The organism is Arthrobacter sp. AL12 (genome assembly GCF_029960645.1).
Lineage (GTDB): Bacteria > Actinomycetota > Actinomycetes > Actinomycetales > Micrococcaceae > Arthrobacter.
The window spans coordinates 100,748-119,390 of record NZ_JASBQY010000008.1 but is presented as its reverse complement, the minus strand read 5'-3'; the positions used below and the strand labels follow the sequence as shown (position 1 = coordinate 119,390).

At 67.1% G+C, this 18,643-nt stretch carries 13 protein-coding genes; 5 read left to right on the top strand and 8 right to left on the bottom strand.

The window, feature by feature from the left end:
* The first annotated feature begins 1 nt into the window (after position 1).
* Together QK291_RS10995 and QK291_RS10990 are read left to right on the top strand one after the other, a co-directional pair.
* Complete coding sequence (locus tag QK291_RS10995) at positions 2 to 1,099, top strand: NAD-dependent epimerase/dehydratase family protein (RefSeq protein WP_282381669.1); 1,098 nt, start codon at positions 2 to 4, stop codon at positions 1,097 to 1,099.
* Between the two features lie 25 nt (positions 1,100 to 1,124).
* A complete protein-coding gene (locus QK291_RS10990) occupies positions 1,125 to 2,015 on the top strand; it encodes a glycosyltransferase (RefSeq protein WP_282381667.1) in 891 nt (296 codons plus the stop codon).
* Positions 2,016 to 2,077: 62 nt separating this feature from the next.
* On the opposite strand, the gene QK291_RS10985 is transcribed toward QK291_RS10990, so the two are convergent.
* Positions 2,078 to 3,160, bottom strand: a complete 1,083-nt coding sequence (locus QK291_RS10985) for an acyltransferase (protein ID WP_282381666.1) — start codon at positions 3,158 to 3,160, stop codon at positions 2,078 to 2,080.
* 123 nt (positions 3,161 to 3,283) lie between these two features.
* Here QK291_RS10985 and rfbA point away from each other — a divergent pair, with 123 nt between their 5' ends.
* On the top strand, positions 3,284 to 4,153 hold the full coding sequence (rfbA, locus tag QK291_RS10980; protein WP_282381664.1) for a glucose-1-phosphate thymidylyltransferase RfbA: 870 nt from the start codon (positions 3,284 to 3,286) through the stop codon (positions 4,151 to 4,153).
* Between the two features lie 60 nt (positions 4,154 to 4,213).
* Positions 4,214 to 6,223, top strand: a complete 2,010-nt coding sequence (locus QK291_RS10975; protein WP_282381662.1) for a DUF6541 family protein — start codon at positions 4,214 to 4,216, stop codon at positions 6,221 to 6,223.
* 27 nt (positions 6,224 to 6,250) lie between these two features.
* Here QK291_RS10975 and QK291_RS10970 read toward each other — a convergent pair whose 3' ends face one another.
* The 6 genes from QK291_RS10970 to glf all read right to left on the bottom strand — a co-directional run bounded on the left by QK291_RS10970 (position 6,251) and on the right by glf (position 13,815).
* Positions 6,251 to 6,646, bottom strand: a complete 396-nt coding sequence (locus QK291_RS10970) for a hypothetical protein (protein ID WP_282381660.1) — start codon at positions 6,644 to 6,646, stop codon at positions 6,251 to 6,253.
* A 250-nt stretch (positions 6,647 to 6,896) separates the two neighbouring features.
* Positions 6,897 to 8,798 carry a L,D-transpeptidase family protein gene (locus QK291_RS10965; protein ID WP_282381658.1) on the bottom strand — a complete coding sequence of 634 codons (1,902 nt, stop codon included), beginning with the start codon at positions 8,796 to 8,798 and terminating at the stop codon, positions 6,897 to 6,899.
* 217 nt (positions 8,799 to 9,015) lie between these two features.
* On the bottom strand, positions 9,016 to 9,768 hold the full coding sequence (locus QK291_RS10960; RefSeq protein WP_282381656.1) for an ABC transporter ATP-binding protein: 753 nt from the start codon (positions 9,766 to 9,768) through the stop codon (positions 9,016 to 9,018).
* Position 9,769: 1 nt separating this feature from the next.
* Positions 9,770 to 10,639 carry an ABC transporter permease gene (locus QK291_RS10955; RefSeq protein WP_282381654.1) on the bottom strand — a complete coding sequence of 290 codons (870 nt, stop codon included), beginning with the start codon at positions 10,637 to 10,639 and terminating at the stop codon, positions 9,770 to 9,772.
* Complete coding sequence (locus tag QK291_RS10950; protein ID WP_282381652.1) at positions 10,640 to 12,631, bottom strand: glycosyltransferase; 1,992 nt, start codon at positions 12,629 to 12,631, stop codon at positions 10,640 to 10,642.
* The gene (gene glf / locus QK291_RS10945; protein WP_282381650.1) at positions 12,628 to 13,815 is read right to left on the bottom strand and encodes a UDP-galactopyranose mutase; all 1,188 of its coding nucleotides are present in this window, start codon (positions 13,813 to 13,815) and stop codon (positions 12,628 to 12,630) included. Before glf ends, QK291_RS10950 begins: the two co-directional genes overlap by 4 nt.
* 199 nt (positions 13,816 to 14,014) lie before the next feature.
* On the opposite strand from glf, the gene QK291_RS10940 reads away from it, so the two are divergent.
* Positions 14,015 to 17,938 (top strand): FtsK/SpoIIIE domain-containing protein, encoded by a 3,924-nt coding sequence (locus tag QK291_RS10940; RefSeq protein ID WP_282381648.1) that lies wholly within the window; start codon positions 14,015 to 14,017, stop codon positions 17,936 to 17,938.
* A gap of 56 nt (positions 17,939 to 17,994) precedes the next feature.
* On the opposite strand, the gene QK291_RS10935 is transcribed toward QK291_RS10940, so the two are convergent.
* On the bottom strand, positions 17,995 to 18,375 hold the full coding sequence (locus QK291_RS10935; protein ID WP_282381786.1) for a hypothetical protein: 381 nt from the start codon (positions 18,373 to 18,375) through the stop codon (positions 17,995 to 17,997).
* Positions 18,376 to 18,643: the final 268 nt, after the last annotated feature.

Below are 18,643 nucleotides of genomic sequence, written 5' to 3'. Positions count from 1 at the left end.
AGTGACTTCTCCCTTTCCCCCCTCCTCCCGTCCCGGCGGCACGGTTCTCGTCACCGGCGGCGCCGGCTTCATCGGCTGTGCCATCTCGACGCCGCTTGCGGAGGCATTTGACCGCGTCGTTGTCGTCGACAACCTGCACCCGCAGATCCACGAGTCCGGTGAACGGCCCGTCGAACTCGATGCCCGGGCAGAGCTCATCGTCGCGGATGTGGCTGAGGCCGCGACCTGGGACAAGGTACTGGCCGATGTCACCCCGGATGTGGTCATCCATCTGGCCGCCGAAACCGGAACGGGACAGTCCCTGGAGGAGTCGACGCGGCACACCCACGTCAACGTCGTCGGCACCTCGCAACTCCTGGACGGGCTGAACCGTCATGGGAAGCTGCCCCGCCGGATCGTTCTGTCCTCCAGCCGCGCCGTTTACGGCGAAGGCGCCTGGCAGGACGCGGACGGCAGGCTGTTCTATCCCGGCCAGCGCACCAGCACCACGTTGGACCAGGCGCAGTGGGACTTCCCCGGCGCCGCCCCCGTAGCGATGAAGGCTTCGGAGACCTTCCCGGCACCGGTCAGCGTCTATGGTGCCACCAAACTGGCCCAGGAACACGTGCTGCAGGCGTGGGCGAAGTCCTTTGGCGTGGAGACCGTTGTCCTGCGGCTGCAGAACGTCTACGGACCGGGGCAGTCTTTGATCAACCCCTACACCGGCATCATGAGCCTTTTCTGCCGGATGGCGATGGGTGGCAAGTCGATTCCGCTCTACGAGGACGGCGAAGTCCGGCGTGACTTTGTGCTCATCGACGATGTTGCCTCCGCTATCGTCGCGGGCGCCACATCCCCTCAGGTCCAAGGCGAGCCGATGGATATCGGTTCAGGCGAGTTCCAGACAATCGGCACCGCGGCGAAGCTGATCGCGGCCCACTATGGCGCCCCGGCGCCGCACGTTACCGGGCAGTACCGCCAAGGCGATGTCCGCCACGCCTGGGCCGATGTTTCCGCAGCACGGGAAGTCCTCGGCTGGACCCCGCAGTGCAGCCTCGAGCAGGGTATCGACCGACTGGCCAACTGGATTGATGCCCAGCCGGGCGTCAAGCCGGCCTGACCCGCGCCAACGAAACGGATTAGTCGTGCCTGTGACCGCCGCCGTCGTCTCCTTGTACAACCCGTCGAAGAGCATCCTGGCCAACGCCGAGATACTTCTGACGCAGGCGGACGCCGTCGTCGTGGTCGATGACGGCAGTCCGGAAGATCCTTCGGAAATCCTCGACAGGCTGTCCGAGATGGGCTGTGAACGGGTACGCCTGACCGAGAACTCGGGGATCGCCGCAGCGCTGAACGCCGGCGTCAGCTCCGCCCTGGCCGGGCCGCGGAAGCCGGACTTCATCCTCACGATGGACCAGGATTCGTCGCTTGACGACGGATACGTGAAGGCACTGGTGACTGCGGCGACCCAGGCTGAGGCTGCCGGTATTCCAGTGGGCATGGTGGCGCCGGGCTCCATCCGCGGGCTTCCCGTCCGGCGCGGGCCCGTCCGGAACGGCGTTCAACTGGGCGGAGAACCGATCCAGTCCGGCCTTCTGCTGCCCGTTCCCGTGCTCGAACGGCTCGGCCTCTTCGACGACTCACTGTTCATCGACGGCGTGGACAGCGAGTACTACCTGCGCTGCCAGGCCGCCGGCCTGGAAGCGGTCCTGGCCGAGGGTGCATCCCTGGGCCACGCCCTGGGCAGTACCGTGCCAGCCAGTGTGTTCGGACGGGCGGTGGGACTGGGAGGGAGACCTCTGCAGGTGAGGACGGCAGCACCGTGGCGGTACTTCTACATTTTCCGGAACAGGATCCTGCTGGCGCGGGACTACGGCCACCGCTACCCGGGCTGGACCATCAGGGGCATCCTGGCTGACTATCGCCACCTGGCGATCGTTACACTCCTGGCCCCCGGCCGGCGCACCCGGCTCATAAATGCCTTCAGCGGAGTCTCTGAAGGACTCGCCGGCCGCAGAGGCAAACGCCGTCCCTGACGCCGTCCGGGCCCGGGATCAGGAGCCGCAACCTGTGTCCGGGAAGCCTGCTGCAGTCCGGCCTAGATGCTTTTCTTGGCCCGGCGCATGACGGGCCGCTCAACAAATAGCCAACTCGCCGCGGCGAACGGAATGGTGCACAAGGTCGCCGCGACGGTGAACCACCACACACCCCAGTGGTAGGCCCCAAAAACCGCCAACAACTGCTGCACCGGGAAGGCGTAAATGTACGCGCCATAGGAAATGTCGTGCCGGGCGATCAGCCTCGGCTGCGGCAGCCACGTCGAAATCCACAGCAACCCGTATGCGATGAACGGTGCCGCGAGCTGCCCGCCGTAGCCGTCGACCAGCATGATCGAGAGCGCCGCAACCACAATGGACGCCGGCCCGGCTATCCGGTGGATGCCAAGGCGGGAACTGAGGACCTGGACCACCGCACCACCCAGGAAGTAGGGAATCAACCGGGCGGCGAGTTCAAAGTCAAGGTTGGACTGCAGGTACGGCTTGACCGCCGCGATATTGGCCCACAGCAACACGCTGGCGGCAAAAGCGGCGACGATGGGCCACGGTGTCTTCCGGACCAGCGGGATGAACCCCAGCATCGCGACCAGCAGGTAGCACATGAACTCGAAATAGAGGGTCCACAGCGAGCCGTTCCAGGCCCCGGGGTACGGCACTCCGGCCGGCGTACCGGCAATGTCGTAGCTGACAATCCTCAGACCCAGATTGGCGAAAACAGAGTTGAGCGGCGTCGTGGGTGCCGACAGGAATCCCTGCAGCGAACCGTGCTGGATGAGGAACGCGACCGGGGCGAACACAAAGGCCATCAGAACGAGGCAGACGATAAACGCGGGGAAGATCCGGGCCACACGGTGCACCAAATAGGTACCGATTCGGTTGCTGAACCGGCTCGCCGTTATCAGGTAGCCGCTGATGCCAAAAAAGCCCGCCACGGCCCAGCCGCCGAGGTTTTCGCCGCGGAAGCCCGGCCCGTTGCCCGCGCCGACGATGTGCCAACTGTGCGCGAACAGCACGGAAAGGGCCAGGACCAGCCGGATGAGGTTCAGGCTGTTGCCGCGCGGATCCAGCCGGTACCCAAAGGTGGGCGACGGAATCGCTTCAGGCTTCAGTGCAACTGTGCTCAATTCCGGGCTTCCTTCGTCACATCGTACCGGGCGCTTAAGTCTACATGGCGGCACAGACGCCGTTTCCGCCCCGCGCCCGGCACCGGTTTGCTGTGGCGGCACCAGTACGGGAGGATTGAAACCATGCGTGGAATAATTCTGGCCGGCGGTACCGGCTCCCGGCTGCACCCGATCACATTCGGCATCAGCAAGCAGCTCGTCCCCGTCTACGACAAGCCGATGATCTACTACCCCTTGTCGACGCTTATCCTGGCCGGAATCCGCGACATCCTCATCATCACCACCCCACATGACGCTGAACAGTTCCAGCGCCTGCTCGGCGACGGTACACAGTTCGGTGTGAACCTCACGTACGTGCAGCAGCCCTCCCCCGACGGCCTCGCCCAAGCTTTCATTCTCGGCGCGGAGCACATCGGCAACGAAACCGTGGCCCTCGTGCTCGGCGACAACATCTTCTACGGCCAGGGCATGGGCACCCAGCTCCGCCGGCACGCCAACATCGACGGCGGCGCCGTTTTCGGCTACTGGGTCAAGGACCCCAAGGCGTACGGCGTGGTGGAGTTCGACGACGAGGGCAAGGCCCTGTCGCTGGAGGAGAAGCCGGCAAAACCCCGCAGCCACTACGCCGTGCCCGGACTGTATTTCTATGACAACGATGTCATCGACATCGCCAAAAACCTGCAACCGTCACCGCGCGGCGAACTTGAGATTACCGACGTCAACCGCACGTATCTGGAGAACGGCAAACTGCAGGTCGAAATCCTTCCGCGCGGCACCGCGTGGCTGGACACCGGAACCTTCGACGACCTCAGCGACGCTTCCAACTTCATCCGGACTGTCGAGAACCGCCAGGGCCTGAAGATCGGCGCGCCGGAAGAAATCGCCTGGCGCAACGGCTACCTCACCGACGAGGAGCTCAGGCAGCGCGCCGAACCCCTGGTGAAGAGCGGGTACGGCGCCTATCTGCTGGGACTGCTGGACCAGACCATCTGAGATGGGTTTGCCGCGCTACCGGCCGCGCCCGGACCGCCCTGACATCGTGCGGTCCCGACGTTGAGCTGGCTGGAGACCGTCCCGTTCCTTGCCGCAGCCGCTGTTTTCCTGATCCTGCCGGGCGGCATGGTCACTCTGGTCCTCGGCCTGCGTGGCCTGCCGGCACTCGCCCTGGCGCCACTGGTGACCGTGGCGCTGTCAGCCGTGATCGGTGTCGCGCTTCCCTACGCCGGGTTGCCGTGGTCCTCTGTCCCGATCCTGCTCGGCGGGACGGCTCTGGCGCTCTCGCTGGGGCTCGCACGCCGGCTCAGCGGCGACCCGATCCGGTTCACGCCGACGGAACCGCGGCTCCTGCTGCGCCGCCAGTCACTGGTCATCGCAGGGTCCTATCTCGCCGGGGCGGCCGCCATTTTGGCCCAACTGGCCGTCGCCTTCGGCACACCAGAGAGCTATTCCCAGACGTTTGACAACGTTTTTCACCTCAACGGGGTCAGGTACGTGCTGGAGACCTCCAACGCGTCCTCCCTCACGATGACTTCGATGACCAGCGGCGGCCAGCCGCCCTACTTCTATCCGGCCGCCTGGCACGGACTGGTAGCCGCCTTCATCCAGCTCACAGGCCTGCCTTTGACCGTCGGGGTCAACGTCCTGAACATGGCGATCGCCTCGGTGGTCTGGCCGCTCGGCGCCATGCTGCTGACGCGTGTGGTGGCTGGCAAGCGTCCTGTGGCGGTGGCCGCCGCCGGCGCCCTCTCTGCAGGGTTCGCGGCTTTCCCCATCCTGCTCCTCGATTTTGGTGTCCTGTACCCGAACTTCCTCTCCGTGAGCATGTTGCCCTCGTCCCTGGCCGCCGTCGCGCTTCTCTTCGGACAGGCCGAGGACCTTCCGGTCGACCCCTGGGCCAGGTTCGGCCTCCCCCTGCTGCTGGTGCCCGCAGTGGCCCTGGCCCACCCTAACGGTTTTATGTCGCTCCTGGTGCTCTCCGTGCCGGTCGCGGTCCAGGCGTACTGGCGGCGCTACGTTCCGGCCCACGGCTACCGGATTCGCCGCCGTGAATTTGCGCTGTCGACGGCGGCACTCGTCGCGGGCGCCGCCGGCTTTGCCCTGCTCTGGAAGGTGATCCGGCCACCCCAGGACGCTGCGTTCTGGGGACCGATCCAATCCGTGGCCGGTGCAGGTTGGGAGGTGCTGGCAAACTCCGCCATGAACCGTCCGATCGCGCCCGGGATCAGTCTCCTGATGCTGCTGGGGCTGCTCATCTCCCTGCGCCGCGGCAGCAGGTTCTGGCTGCTGGCCTGCTTCGCCACGACAGGCGCGCTGTTTGTTGTCGTATCGGGAATGGAGATCAGTCCCTTCCGGAGCGACGTCACGGGGGTCTGGTACAACGACAGCTACCGGCTGGCGGCCCTCCTGCCGCTGACCGCGCTGCCCTTTGCCGCGCTGGGAGCCGACGAAGGCTGGCGCCGGATCTCTGCGGCCCTCAGCAGGGGCAAGGACGGACTCCGGAGCGGCGAAACGGCCCCCCGCCCGGCGGGGAAGGCCCTCCGTACGGCCGGAGTTACGGCGGCCCTGGTCCTGATGGTCATCGTGTCCCAGGTGCCGTCCCTGGCGGGGGCGGTCGGATCGGCACAGCGGAACTACGCGGCAGGCCCGGACTCGGCGCTCGTCTCGACGGACGAACAAGCGGTGCTCGACCGGCTCCCCGAATTCGTTCCCGATGGTGCTGCCGTGGCAGTGAACCCGTGGACGGGCGCGGCCCTGGCCTACGCCCTCGCCGACCGCGATACGACGGCAAAACACGTCCTGACTGCCAACACCAGGGACGTCGAGATACTGAATGCCCACCTGCGCGATGCCGGCGCGGTCCCCGGCGTGTGCGAGGCGGCCCGCGCCACGGGCGTCCGCTACGCACTCGACTTTGGCACCCAGGAAGTCCACGGCGGAACCCATCCCTTCCCGGGGCTTGCGGACCTGGCCGGTTCCTCCGCGGTGAAACTCGTCTTCCGGCAGGGCCAGGCCGCCCTGTACGAACTGACGGCCTGCCAGCCGGCTGGGCCCGGTCAGGGATAAACCAAGAGGCGGACCCGGGGCAGCGGGTCAGGGCAGCTTTGCCACCTGGATCAGTTTCTGTTGCGCGTCCTCGATGCGGCCTGCTGACCCGGTGACCCCAAGGCTCAGCCTCGTCACCTGGAGCCCGTCGACAACTTCAAGCACGTACTCGGTGGACCCGCTGAGGGTGTTGACCGAGTACCAGGCTCTGGCACCAAGCCCCGGCACTGTTTCCGGCGCCATCATCAGCCTGGGCAGCCCCAACCGGCCCAGGGCGGCCTCGTCCGCCGCAGTGGTGGTCGAGACCAGCAGTGAGTTGCCGGTGTCCGGCGCCTGACCGGCGGGGACGGGTGCCAGGGCGAAGGTGCAGTTGAGCTCCACCAGGCCGTCCTTGGCGGACGTCTTCGCTGCCGCCGGCTGAAGATCCGCTGCTATTGGCCCCAAAACTTCTTTGACCTCTGCCACCGATGGCGCGCTGCAGTCCTCCGGCCGGGGCGGAAGGACCGTGCGCCCGTCATGGACGGTGGGCTGACTGCCCGGACCGACTTCCGAGGTGGCAGTGGGGGTGTGCGCCGGACGGGTGGCTTCGTCCGTTTGCGCCGCGTCCGGCCCCGCGGACGCTGTACAGGCAGAGACGGACATTCCAGCAGCCAGCAGGGCTGCAGAGCACCTCAGCGCCGCGCTGCGTCGCCGCCTAGTTGAAGATGTCATAAGCAACTCCCATGACGAACCGGTCGCCCGGGTGTGCGGTCCTCAGGTACTGCAGCAGGTCCCCGTCGTTGAGGGAGATGCACCCCCAGGTTGGAACGTTGTTCCCGTGCAGGAAGATCGCGAAGCCGGCGTTCATGGTGATCGGGGCATCCGGCGGGCGGTTGTAGTTAATGACTACACCCTGCCGGTAGTCACGCGAAGGGCGCGTCGCGAAGTACCACATGTTCTCGTCCGGGAACACGTCAGCGCTGGACTCGAAGTACTTGTTGTAGTTGTTGTTGAGCTGCCCGCCCCAGCGGGAGTACGGGTTCAGGGTCCGGTAGGCCAGCGCGGTCCCGGGGTCACCGAGCCCGAAAGCCTCGGTGACGGTAAAGCTGCCGGTCGGGGAGTATTTCTGCCACGTCGGTCCGGTGGCAACGCCCGGTCCGGCGAAGCCCGACTCACCCGCGGAGCCCAGCGCACCCCACTCCTTGACGTAGCTTCCGTCCGGCTGGCGCACGCACGTGATGAAGTTGACCCGGGTGGCTCCGTATTCCTCTGCAATGGAGAAGGTAACCCTTGAGGCGCCGTTTGTGTTGTATTTGACCGCCCCCGAGTTCAGCCCCGGGCAGTACGCGGCGGCAGAGATGCGGTAACGGACACCCTTGCCGGGAATCCATTCGAGGACGCCGAACTGGAAGGACTGGCTGCAGAAGCCGCCGGAGTTGCATGCCTCGGCGCTCACCGGGTAGCCGAGGGCGCCGTCCTGGGCTTTGCGTGCGGTGTAGAAATGTCCCAGGCCGCCCCAGACAGCCTGGGTGCCCGCGCCGACGGCATAGTAGATGCGCCCCCGCTGGAATTCCTGCGAGCAGCCGCCGCCGCGGAGCCCGCACTTTTCGGTCGCGGAAGGGTATCCGAGGTAGCTTGAGTGCGCCCCCAGGCCCGCGTACTTGGCATTGATTGCCCCCCAGACCGGAACGGTCCCCACTCCGGGCGCGTAGTACATGGATCCCCGCTGGAATGTCTGCACGCAGGCGCCGGACGGAAGACCGCACTGTTCCGCGGCCGTCGGGTAGCCCAGGTAGCCGCTGGCTCCACCCAGTGAATCGTAGGCTGCGCCGATGGCCCCCCAGATTTGCCAGGTGCCGGCCGGCCCGTAGTAGATCAGGCCGCGCTGGAAGTGCTGGACGCAGGTACCGGCCGGCTGGCCGCATGTTTCGGCTTCCACGGGATAGCCGAGGTAGCCGCTTTGGCCGCCCAGTGCCTCGTAGCTGGCGTTGATGCCGCCCCAGACCGGAAACGTGCCGCGCTCGGGAACGGCGTGCAGCCGTCCGCGCTGGAAGGCCTGCCGGCACAGTGCTGTGGTTCCGACGCAACTGACGTTGCCCGTCGGATAGGCCAGATAGCCGTCAACCCCGCTGTACTTGACCCAGGCGGCTTCGATGTCTCCGGCAACGAGATGGGCGCCCGTGGCCTGGCTCCACGCAATGGTGCCGTTGGCAAATACCTGGAGGCAGCCTCCGTTCACCAGCCCGCATTTCTGTTCGGCGGTGGCCGGTCCGGCGGCTCCGGTGTCGCCACCCAGGCGCTGGTGTTCGACGCCGATAGGGCCGGGCACGGTGAATGCCGCTTCAGCCACTGCGGCGGGCGCCGTGGTCTCCGGAGCGGGGGTGGCCGTAACTGCAGGTGTCGGGGCAGCCGTGGGCGCCCCGGTGTTGGTGGGGGGGACGGCAGACGGGCTCGCGGCCGGGGCGGCCGTCGTCGGCGGCGAAGGGGCCGGCGACGGCGGCTGGGTCGGCTGCGGGGCCACGCTTGAGGCAGCGGGCGCCGGCGTTGTGGCGGACGGGGCCGGCGTCGGCGTCAGGGCCTCCATGGGGATCGCGCCGGCCGCAGCCGGTCCCTGCACTAGGGCAGCGAAACACAGGGCTGCGGTGAGCGCCGCGGTGACGGTCCGGCCGCGTTTCCAATGCCCTTGGTCAGTGCGGTGTCCCTGGATTCGGTTCCGTTGTTTCTTCGGTGCCCACACTGCCATTGCTATGCTCCCGCATCCCCCGGACGAGGCTGAGTCCCCGTTTCGGCCCCAGCATAGCTGATGGCGTACCAGGATGGCCCGGTACACGCCGCTACTGGACTGTGGACCGCCGCCGCAGTTCGCCGACGACTTCGTGGACGTCCCCGTCCATGACGATCTCCCCGTGTTCAAGGAGGACGCCGCGCTCACACACGGTGGCGACCAGGTCCAGGTCGTGGCTCACGACAAAGAGGGTCTTCCCCATGCCCGAGAGTTCCTTGATTTTCGCGATGCACTTGCGCTGGAAGGGCTCGTCCCCCACCGCGAGGATCTCGTCGATCAGGAAGACTTCCGGATCCGTGTGCACCGCGATGGAAAACGCCAGCCGCAGGTACATCCCTGAGGAGTAGAACTTGACCTCGGTGTCGATGAACTCGCCGATTTCGGAGAATTCCACAATCGAGTCGAACTTCTCGTCGATCTGCTTCTCGGACATGCCAAGGATGGCCCCGTTGAGGTAGACGTTGTCCCGGCCGCTGAGGTCATGGTGGAAGCCTGCGCCGACTTCGATGAGCCCGGCGACGCGGCCGCGCGTGCGCACCGTTCCGCCGTCGGGCTGCAGAACCCCGGAGATGAGCTTCAGGAGGGTGGACTTGCCGGAGCCGTTGAGCCCCATCAGCGCCACCGTTTCGCCTTGCTTAACTTCAAGGGAGACATCCTTGAGGGCCAGGAACTTCTTCGACAGGTCCCCCTTTCGGCCCTTGACCAGCCAAACCAGTGCTTCTTTGAGGGAACGGGTGTGGCGGAGCACGAACTGCTTCCGGAGGTCGATGCAGCTGATGGCTACATGGCCGTGTGCGGTCATGTCAGAGCTCCTGTGCGAAGTGGACGGCGAGCCGGCGGAACGTCAACTGCCCGACGAACAGCACGGCAAGCGTGATCAGCGTGGCGACGGGCAGCCACAGTGTCAGCAGGCCCGGGGGCGTGGCGTCGGCGACCAGCTGGTCCGCCTTCAGCGTCGGTTCCCAGAAGGCCCAGTGGAAGACCTCGACGGCGACCGTCATGGGGTTCAGCTGGTAAATCCAGAACCACTGGCCCATCGCCTCTTGGACCATCGTCCAGAGGTAAAGCACCGGGGAGGCCCACGTGACCACCATGACGATCATTTCGACAATGTTTTCCGAGTCCCGGAAATAGACGTTGACAGCGCCGAACAGCAGGCCGAGGCCCGTGCCCAGGACGGCGACCATCAGGAAGATCAGGACGACGGCGGCCAGCTGAAGGACCGACGGGGTCCATCCCACGATCAGGCAGGCACCCACGAGCACCAGCAGCTGGGGCAGGAAGTGCACCGCCGACACCCAGACGGTCGCCACGGGGAAGAGCTCGCGGGGCAGGTAAATCTTCCGGATGAGGTCCCGGTTGTCCACGATCGAGCGGGTGGCGTTGGACAGCGATTCCGTGAAGAAGTTCACCAGGACAATGCCGGAGAACAGGTAGATCGCATAGTTGGGTGTCCCCCGCTGGAGGTTCAGGAAGATGCCCAGCGCCACGAAGTAGATCAGGAACTGCACGAGCGGCTTCACGTACGACCACATCAGGCCCAGGACCGAGCCGCGGTAGCGGACCTTGATTTCCTTGCGCACCAGCAGCTTCAGGAGGAACCGGTCCCCGTAAACGTCCAGGAGTCCCCGCCCGGATCCGGGCTTCACCAGCTGGTCAACCTGGCTTGCCATCTAGTCGCCGTCCTTGGAGTTCGCCTCGAACGTCTTCTTCCACGCGTCGAAAGAGCTGATCTCCGCTACGGCGGACCGGTACTGCTGGGCTAGCTGGTCCCATTCGCGGTAGACCTGCAGGTGCAGCCGGGTGGCTTCGGTCAACATGGCTTTGAGCTTCTTGGGGTCCCGCTGGTACCAGGAGGCGCCGGTGCCTTCGGCGTTGGACACCACGACACTGTCATAGTGCGCCACCCGGTACCAGCGGTTGTCGCGGTGGGCCAGATACCCCTGCGGCCTTTCCGCACTTTCCGGGCCGGGCGCTTTGATCAGCTGCCGCGCGACAGTCTTGATGCCCCACGGGATGAGGTCCTTCTTGCGGGGCATGCCGACGACGGTTCCGCCCATCGGCCCGCGGCCGATCTTTGGCGCCGGGAAGTCGTCGACGTCGTCCTTCAGCTGCGCGTCCGGGTAGTCGGCCTTCAGGGCGCTGATTTCCGGCAGCTTGGTGCCGAGCACCTTGTGGAGGTCGTCGGGGCCCTTCAGGAGGTCGCGCAGCGCTTCGATGTGTCCGTGCTCGGTGAAGTACTGCATCGACACGAGGTGCTTGACGTCGGACTGGAAAGATTCGCGCAGCACCCGGCCGCCCTTGGGGTACGGGCTGTGGATCAGGGTGGTGATGAGCCTGTTACGCGCGTGGAAGTAGGCCTGCCAGCCGACCAGGTCGTCCTTGTCAAGCCACGACACGTGCCAGACGGCAGCGCCGGGCATCGATACGGTGGCAAAGCCGGCCTCCCGGGCGCGCAGTCCGTATTCGGCGTCGTCCCACTTGATGAACAGCGGCAGCGCCAGCCCGATTTCCCGGATCACCTTGGTGGGGATCAGGCACATCCACCAGCCGTTGTAGTCCACGTCCACGCGGCGGTGCAGCCACGGGGTCTGGCGGAGGTTCGCGACGCTAAAATCGTGCCGCGTCTCCATGTCGGCGTGGGGCAGGGCCGGCACGATCCGGTAGGGGTCCACGACCTCGCCGAAGGTGTGCAGGACGCTGCGGTTGTAGAGGTCGAACATGTGGCCGCCGACGATCGTCGGCTTGCGGCAGTGATCGGCGAACGTCAGGAGCCGCACGATGCTTTCGGGTTCGACGACAATGTCGTCGTCGAGCAGCAGGGCGTAGTCACTGCCGTTTTCGACGGCCTCGAACATGCCGCGCGCGAAGCCTCCGGAGCCGCCAAGGTTTGCCTGGTTAATGATCCGGAGCTTGCCTCCGAGGGCATCCCGGACGGCGGCGAAGCCCTCCTGGTCCTCGACTTTTTGCGTGCCCTGGTCCACGATCAGGATTTCCTTGACGTTCGCCAGGACGTCCGGGTTATCCGCCAGGATGCGGGCGTTGTTCAGACAGAAGTCGGGCTTGTTCATCGTGGTGATTTCGAGGGTGACCTGCCCCTTGGGGCGGCCGGTTCCCGCGGTCTCCCACTGGGCGCTCTCGAGCACCAGCCCGTCCGCGCTGGCGGCGAGGTCGAACCAGTACCATCCGCCGTCGCCAAACGGCTTCAGCGACAGCTCGAACACCGAGGTGGTGTCACCATCGACGTGGACACCGTCGACGCGCTGGACGGAGCCGCGGGCGTTCGACTTGTACACGGTGACCGTGCCGGTGCCGCTGGTCCGGACGACCAGCCGGATGTCCCGGACGGACGTCCAGCGCCGCCAGTAGCTCGCGGCGAACGCGTTGAAGTAGGTGCCGAAAGAGATCTGTTCACCGGACCGGACGCGCATCGAATGCCGGTTGATAAGGTCTTCGAAGTGCGCCTGCTGGCTGCCGGAGCTGAACATCTGCAGTTTGTCTTCGGGAAGCTTCGGTGTCCGGGCCAGCTCGTCGTTCTCGCGCAGCCGGATGCCGCTGGCCGTCCCCGCGTCCGCGTACAGGGAAACCGTGTCCGGCTGGTCCGCCGAGGGCAGGATGACGCGCTGGATCGCGGCCCAGGCTGTGGTTCCTTCGGCGGCGCTCATGCGTCCACTCCTCCGCTTTCAATCGTGGCGCCGGCCTCGAAATGCGGCCGGATCGTGTTGTCGAACATGGTCAGGGCAGAGCCGATGGCCATGTGCATGTCAAGGTACTTGTAGGTGCCGAGCCGTCCGCCGAAGAGGACGTCCTTCTCGGCCGCCGCCAGGTCGCGGTATTTGAGCAGGCGCTCACGGTCCGCGGCGGTGTTGATCGGGTAGTAGGGCTCGTCGCCCTTCTCGGCGGCCCGGGAGAACTCGCGCATGATGACGGTTTTTTCCGTCTGGTAGTCGCGCTCCGGGTGGAAGTGGCGCGGCTCGATGATCCTCGTGTAGGCGACATCGGCGTCGTTGTAGTTGACCACCGACGTGCCCTGGAAATCACCGACGTCGAGCACTTCTTCCTCGAAGTCGATGGTGCGCCAGGAGAGGTCGCCCTCGGCGAAGTCGAAGTAGCGGTCGACCGGCCCGGTGTAGACCACGGGGATGTTCCCGACGACCTTGTTCTTGCTGTACTGCTGGGACTCGTCGAAGAAGTCGGTGTTGAGGTGGACTTCGATGTTCGGGTGTTCGGCCATCTTTTCGATCCAGGCGGTGTAGCCGTTGGTCGGGAGGCCCTCGTGCGTGTCGTTGAAGTACCGGTTGTCGTAGTTGTAGCGCACCGGGAGCCGGGAGATGATGCCCGCGGGCAGGTCCTTCGGATCGGTCTGCCACTGCTTGCCGGTGTAGTGCTTGATGAACGCCTCGTACAGCGGCCGGCCGATGAGCTGGATGCCCTTGTCATTGAGGTTCTGCGGATCGGTACCGGCGAGCTCCCCGGCCTGTTCCAGGATCAGCTCCTTCGCCTGCCCCGGCGTCAGGTTCGCGCGGAAGAACTGGTTGATCGTGGCGAGGTTGATTGGCAGGGAGTAGACCTCACCCTTGTGCACGCCGTACACCTTGTGCACGTAGTTGGTGAACGTTGTAAAGCGGTTCACATACTCCCAGACGCGCTCGTTGGAGGTGTGGAAAAGATGCGCACCGTAGCGGTGCACCTCGATGCCGGTCTGCACTTCCTTTTCGCTGTAGGCGTTGCCGCCGATGTGATGGCGGCGGTCGATGACAACGACCTTCAAGCCCAGCTCCGTGGCGGCCTGTTCTGCGATTGTCAGGCCGAAGAAGCCCGACCCTACGATGACGAGGTCAGCGGTCACAAACTCTCCTGATTCGAATGCGGGCAGCGCAATGTTGCGCATTGTCTGCTGCTCTAGCCTACCCGAGCACCAAACTGGATCGGCCACGCACACCTTCGTCCACATAGGCCGAATCCCCTGCCCCGGGTCAGGGAAACCACGCCTAGGGTGGGATCCAAACGACGCCGCGGGAGGGGCCGCGGGAAAGGACCCGTCCTCGATGATGCTGCACTGCACCCTGGTCGCGGCTCCGGGGTCCGCCCTCCGTTCCGGACCGGTGGAACTGGCGGTCGAGCTGCCCGACAGTTGTCCCGGCGCGGATCTGCAGGCGGCAATTTCGCGTCGCTACGGCACCGGGACGCTGTCGGTGGGCCGGCTGCCGGTGGCCGGCTTGCACGTCGGCGAGGGGCCCCTCGTCCAGGGTGCCGTTCTGGTGGACGGCGCCGCCCCGGCAGCCGCCGGGAACATCGTACCGCTGGCACTGGCCGTGCACAGCGGGCCTGGCGCCGGACTGGTCTTTCCGTTGCGGCGTGGACGGTTCCGGATCGGCCGCAGCGGAACCGAGATCGTCATTCCGGATGCCGAGCTGTCCCGCGAACATGCGCAACTGGACGTGACTGAGTCCACCGTAACCCTCCTCGATCTCGGGAGTGCCAACGGGGTCAGGGTCGACGGGAAGAAGGTCCGTGCGGCGGTCATTTCGACGGATTCCCTGATTTGCTGCGGCGGCTCGTCGATGTCCCTGGTTTTCGGCGGCATCGTAGATCCCGGCAGCCTGGCCGCTGCCGGGTCCGACGTCACCGCACCGCTAGTCATCAGCAACCCGGCAGCGCACAGCAACAGGGCGGCGCTCCTGCTGGCTGCGGCGCTGCCGCTGGCAATCGGCGTCGGGCTGGCCGTCTTAACCGGAATGTGGATCTTCCTGGCGTTCACTGCCGTGTCCGCGATTTCGGTGCTCGTGCCCGTCGGCGCGGGCAGGAGGCAGCGCCGCGAGCTTAGGGCCGCGGTCGCCGCGGCGGCGCGTGAGGACAAGGAACGACGACGGCGTGCCGCACCATCCGCCGGTGAGCTGTCGATGGGAGTCGGCTCCGTGGAACCCGGCCCGCTGAAGGATTCTGACATTACCGGCCCGGTCTGGTTGCGGCTCGGGCAGGCAGAGCAAAGCGTGAATATCCGGCTGGACCCGCCGGATCCCGGGGTCCGTCCACCGCCGCCCGCCAGGATGCCGGTGACCCTCGATCCCGCGACGGCAGTGACGACGCTGCGTGGCCCGGCACCCTGCGTGGCAGGGCTGGTCAGGTCCTTGATGCTGCAGCTTGCCGGCTATCCTGCGGCCCGGCGGACCAGGGTCCTCATCCACGGTCCAACCCCGCCGCTTCTTGCCGCGCGCTTCCTGCCGGCCGTAACCCTCTCCGCGCATGAACGTTCCACGCTGGAGGCCCTGGCAGCCGGCCCAGGCCGGGACTATGAGCGCGGTGTCCTGATCATCGTTGCTGCCCCCCGCACAGCCGGGCTGCGCGCCGCGGCGGTCAGCCGCGGCTGGCAGGTGATCGACTGCGCCGGCGAACCGGCCCCGGCTGCCGGCGCGGCCCTGATTCTCACCGAACGTACTGCCTGGCTCTCAGCGGCCGGCTCGTCGCTGGAGTTCACGCCGGATCTTGTTCCCTCCGTCGTCTTCGACCGCAATTGCCGCCGGCTGGGGGCCCGGGCCCCGGCGTCCGCGCCCGCAACGGGCATCCCCACGGCCTGTTCCCTCGGCGGGCCGCTTCCGGTCTCGGCGGAGGACGTATCGCTGCGCTGGGCCGAGTCCACTGCCGCGCGCGGACTTCCCGTCCTGGTCGGTTTCGGCACTTCCGGCCCCCTGCGGCTGGATCTCCAGGCCGACGGTCCCCACTTCCTGGTGGCGGGCACCACCGGATCCGGCAAGTCGGAGTTCCTCCGGACCCTCGCGGCGGCGTTGGCGGCCGCGCATCCCCCGGACCGGATCAATCTGATGTTCATCGATTTCAAGGGCGGATCCGGCCTCCGGCCGCTGGCCGGGCTGGTCCACTGCGTCGGTCTCCTCACGGATCTGGACCTTGATGAAGTGGCGCGGACCCTGGTGTCCCTGGCGGCCGAAGTCCGCCGCCGGGAAGTGCTCCTCGCCTCGCATCAGGCCGCCGATCTCACGGCCTACGAGGCACGTGACCCGCACGGCCCGCCGCTGCCCCATCTGGTCCTCATCATTGATGAATTCAGGATGCTGGTTGACGAGGCGCCGGACGCGCTGGCCGAGCTCATGCGAATTGCTGCCATCGGCCGCTCACTGGGGATCCACCTGATCATGGCGACCCAGCGTCCGCAGGGGGCCATTTCCGCGGACATCCGCGCGAACGTGACCAGCTGCGTCGCCCTGCGGGTTCAATCCGAGCTCGAGTCCCTCGACATCATCAATTCCCGGCTGGCGGCCACCATCCCGGTCACGAGCCCGGGACGAGCCTTCGTGGTCCGCGGAAACGGGGCACCGGAGGAGTTCCAGACGGCCACCCTCACGCCACGCGTTCCCACGGCGGCCCGCGGCCCGACCGTGACGGAGGCGATGGAACTCCTCAACCGCCCGGCAGCCGCCGGGTCCCCGGGCCGAGCCGGCGGCGCTCCCCCGCCGCCGTCCGCGGCGGTGGCCCAGCTGGCCGAAGCGGTGACGGCAGCCTGGGCGGCCACCGGCAGTCCGAATCCGCGCCGCCCTGTGGCGGCGCCCCTGCCCCGGCAGGCGCCGTTCCCCGCCGACGGGACCCGCGGCAGGATCAGGCTGGGGCTGCTGGACCTTCCCGAGGAACAACGTGTGGCCGAGTTCGGCTGGGATCCGGGCGCGCACGGTCACCTTGGACTGGTCTCTGGGCTCGCCGGCGGTGCCGATGCTGTTTTGGGGCTCATCATGGCGCAGCTCCTGAACGGCGACGACGAATCCCATCTGTACCTTCTGGATGCTGCCGGTTCCTTCAGCGCCGCGGCTGCCCACCCCCGTGCCGGGGCGGTCGTGGGGCTGCACGAGCTGCGGCGGTCGGCGCGGGTGCTGGAACGCGTTGCCGAAGAGATGACCCGGAGGCTGGGCACCGCCCGCCCGGCCGGCACCCCAGCCCTCCTCCTGGCACTGTGCGGGTGGGGTTCCTGGGTTTCGGCGTTCCGGGCCGGCCCGCTGGCGTGGGCCGAGGACCTGGTCCAGGACATCGTCCGCGACGGCGCCCGGGCGGGGATCACCGTGGTGGTGGCGGGTGAACGCGAAGTGGTCACCTCAAGGTTCTTTGCTGCCGTTCCCAACCGGATCTTCCTGCCCGCCGGTTCAACGGAAGAGGGGCGGCTCGCCTGGCCCCGGCTGCCTGCCGCCGCGGCGGTTGCCGGACGGGTCGTGGTCTTCGGGCCGCTGTCCGCCGCTTCCTCCCCTTCCGGGCACGTGGGACAGCTCTTCGAGCCCCGGGCGCCCGCCGCTGGCGAGCCCCACCCGGCCGCCCGGACCCGACCCTTCCGCGTCGAGCCGCTTCCTGTGCGGGTGACGGTCGCCGACGTCCGGTCCGCCGCAACTGAGCCGGCTCCGCCGCCAGGCCGGCTGTGCCTCGGGGTGGAGGGCGATGAACTCCGCCCGGCGCACGTCCCGCTGCCTCCCGGGGCTGTCCTGGCCGTCCTCGGCGGCCGCGGGTCCGGGAAGACCTCGCTGCTGTCGGCCCTGCCGGGCCTCAATCCCGGCGCGAACTGGCTGCGGGGCCCGGCGGCAACGGATCCAGAGCGTTGGTGGACCGGGACCCACGACGCTGCGCTCGCCGGAGTCCTGGACCCGGCGGCAATTCTCCTGGCGGACGACCTCGATCTGCAGTCAGCGGAAACCAACAACCGTCTGCTCCTGCTCAACAGCCTCGGCTGGCGGGTGGTCCTGACCGCGGGCTTCAGCCCGGGCCTTCGGCTGCGGGTGCCGCTGGTGCAAAACGCGGCAGGCCCGGGACGGGGCGTGCTGATCGCCCCGCGGTCCTTGATGGACGGAGACCTGTTCGGGATTCGGTTCGAACTGGAGCAGAACCCTCCGCCCGGCCGGGCCGTCCTGATTGCGGACGGGCGGGTGCGGCCGGCGCAGTTGGCCTACGACCCGGCCGCCCACTCCGACGGCGGACCGTGAACCCACCGGGCGCCGCCGGGCTGCGAGCCGGGCTACGTGGGGGCACCCGGGAACGGCTACAGGGCGGGCGGTGCCCCGCCGGCGCGCGAAGCGAACGCGATAACCCGCTTGTCGAACAGCAGGACAATGGCGAGAACCGCCGGGACCAGCATGGCCAGGCCCGCCAGCGGGTATCCGCCGGTCAGTGTCGGAAAGCCGATTGTGAGCGTAAAGAGCTGTGCCACCAGGGCGCCGGCGCGCGGCCACCGGTAGGCGCGGAACAGGAAGGTGGCTACCGCATAGAGCCAGGCGGAAAAGGCCAGCAGGAGCCCCAGCGTGAACACCGCACCCCAGAAGGAGAGCACCGGGGCGCCGGTCAGCAGTTGGCTTCCGTACCAGATGGCCGCCACCAGCAGCGCGGTCGCCTCCAGTGCCACGATGATCGCAATCACCAGGATTCCTGCAGGCCGCGCGGGCGTGCCGGTCCCGGCGCCGCCTGCCGGGGTCCCTGCGGGGTCGGCGTCGCGGTTATCGGCAGGGTCGGCGGGGTTTTCAGGGGCTCTGGACACACTGGCACAGTACCGGACATGGTCGTCCAGATGTGAGGGCACCGCCAGCCAATGTGATGCATCGCTCACGATCCCGCGGCATTTTGCAGCCGGGTACCCCTTGTTTACGCAGCGTTAACATGACACGCTTAATCCAGTTGACCGAGGGGGCCCCAGA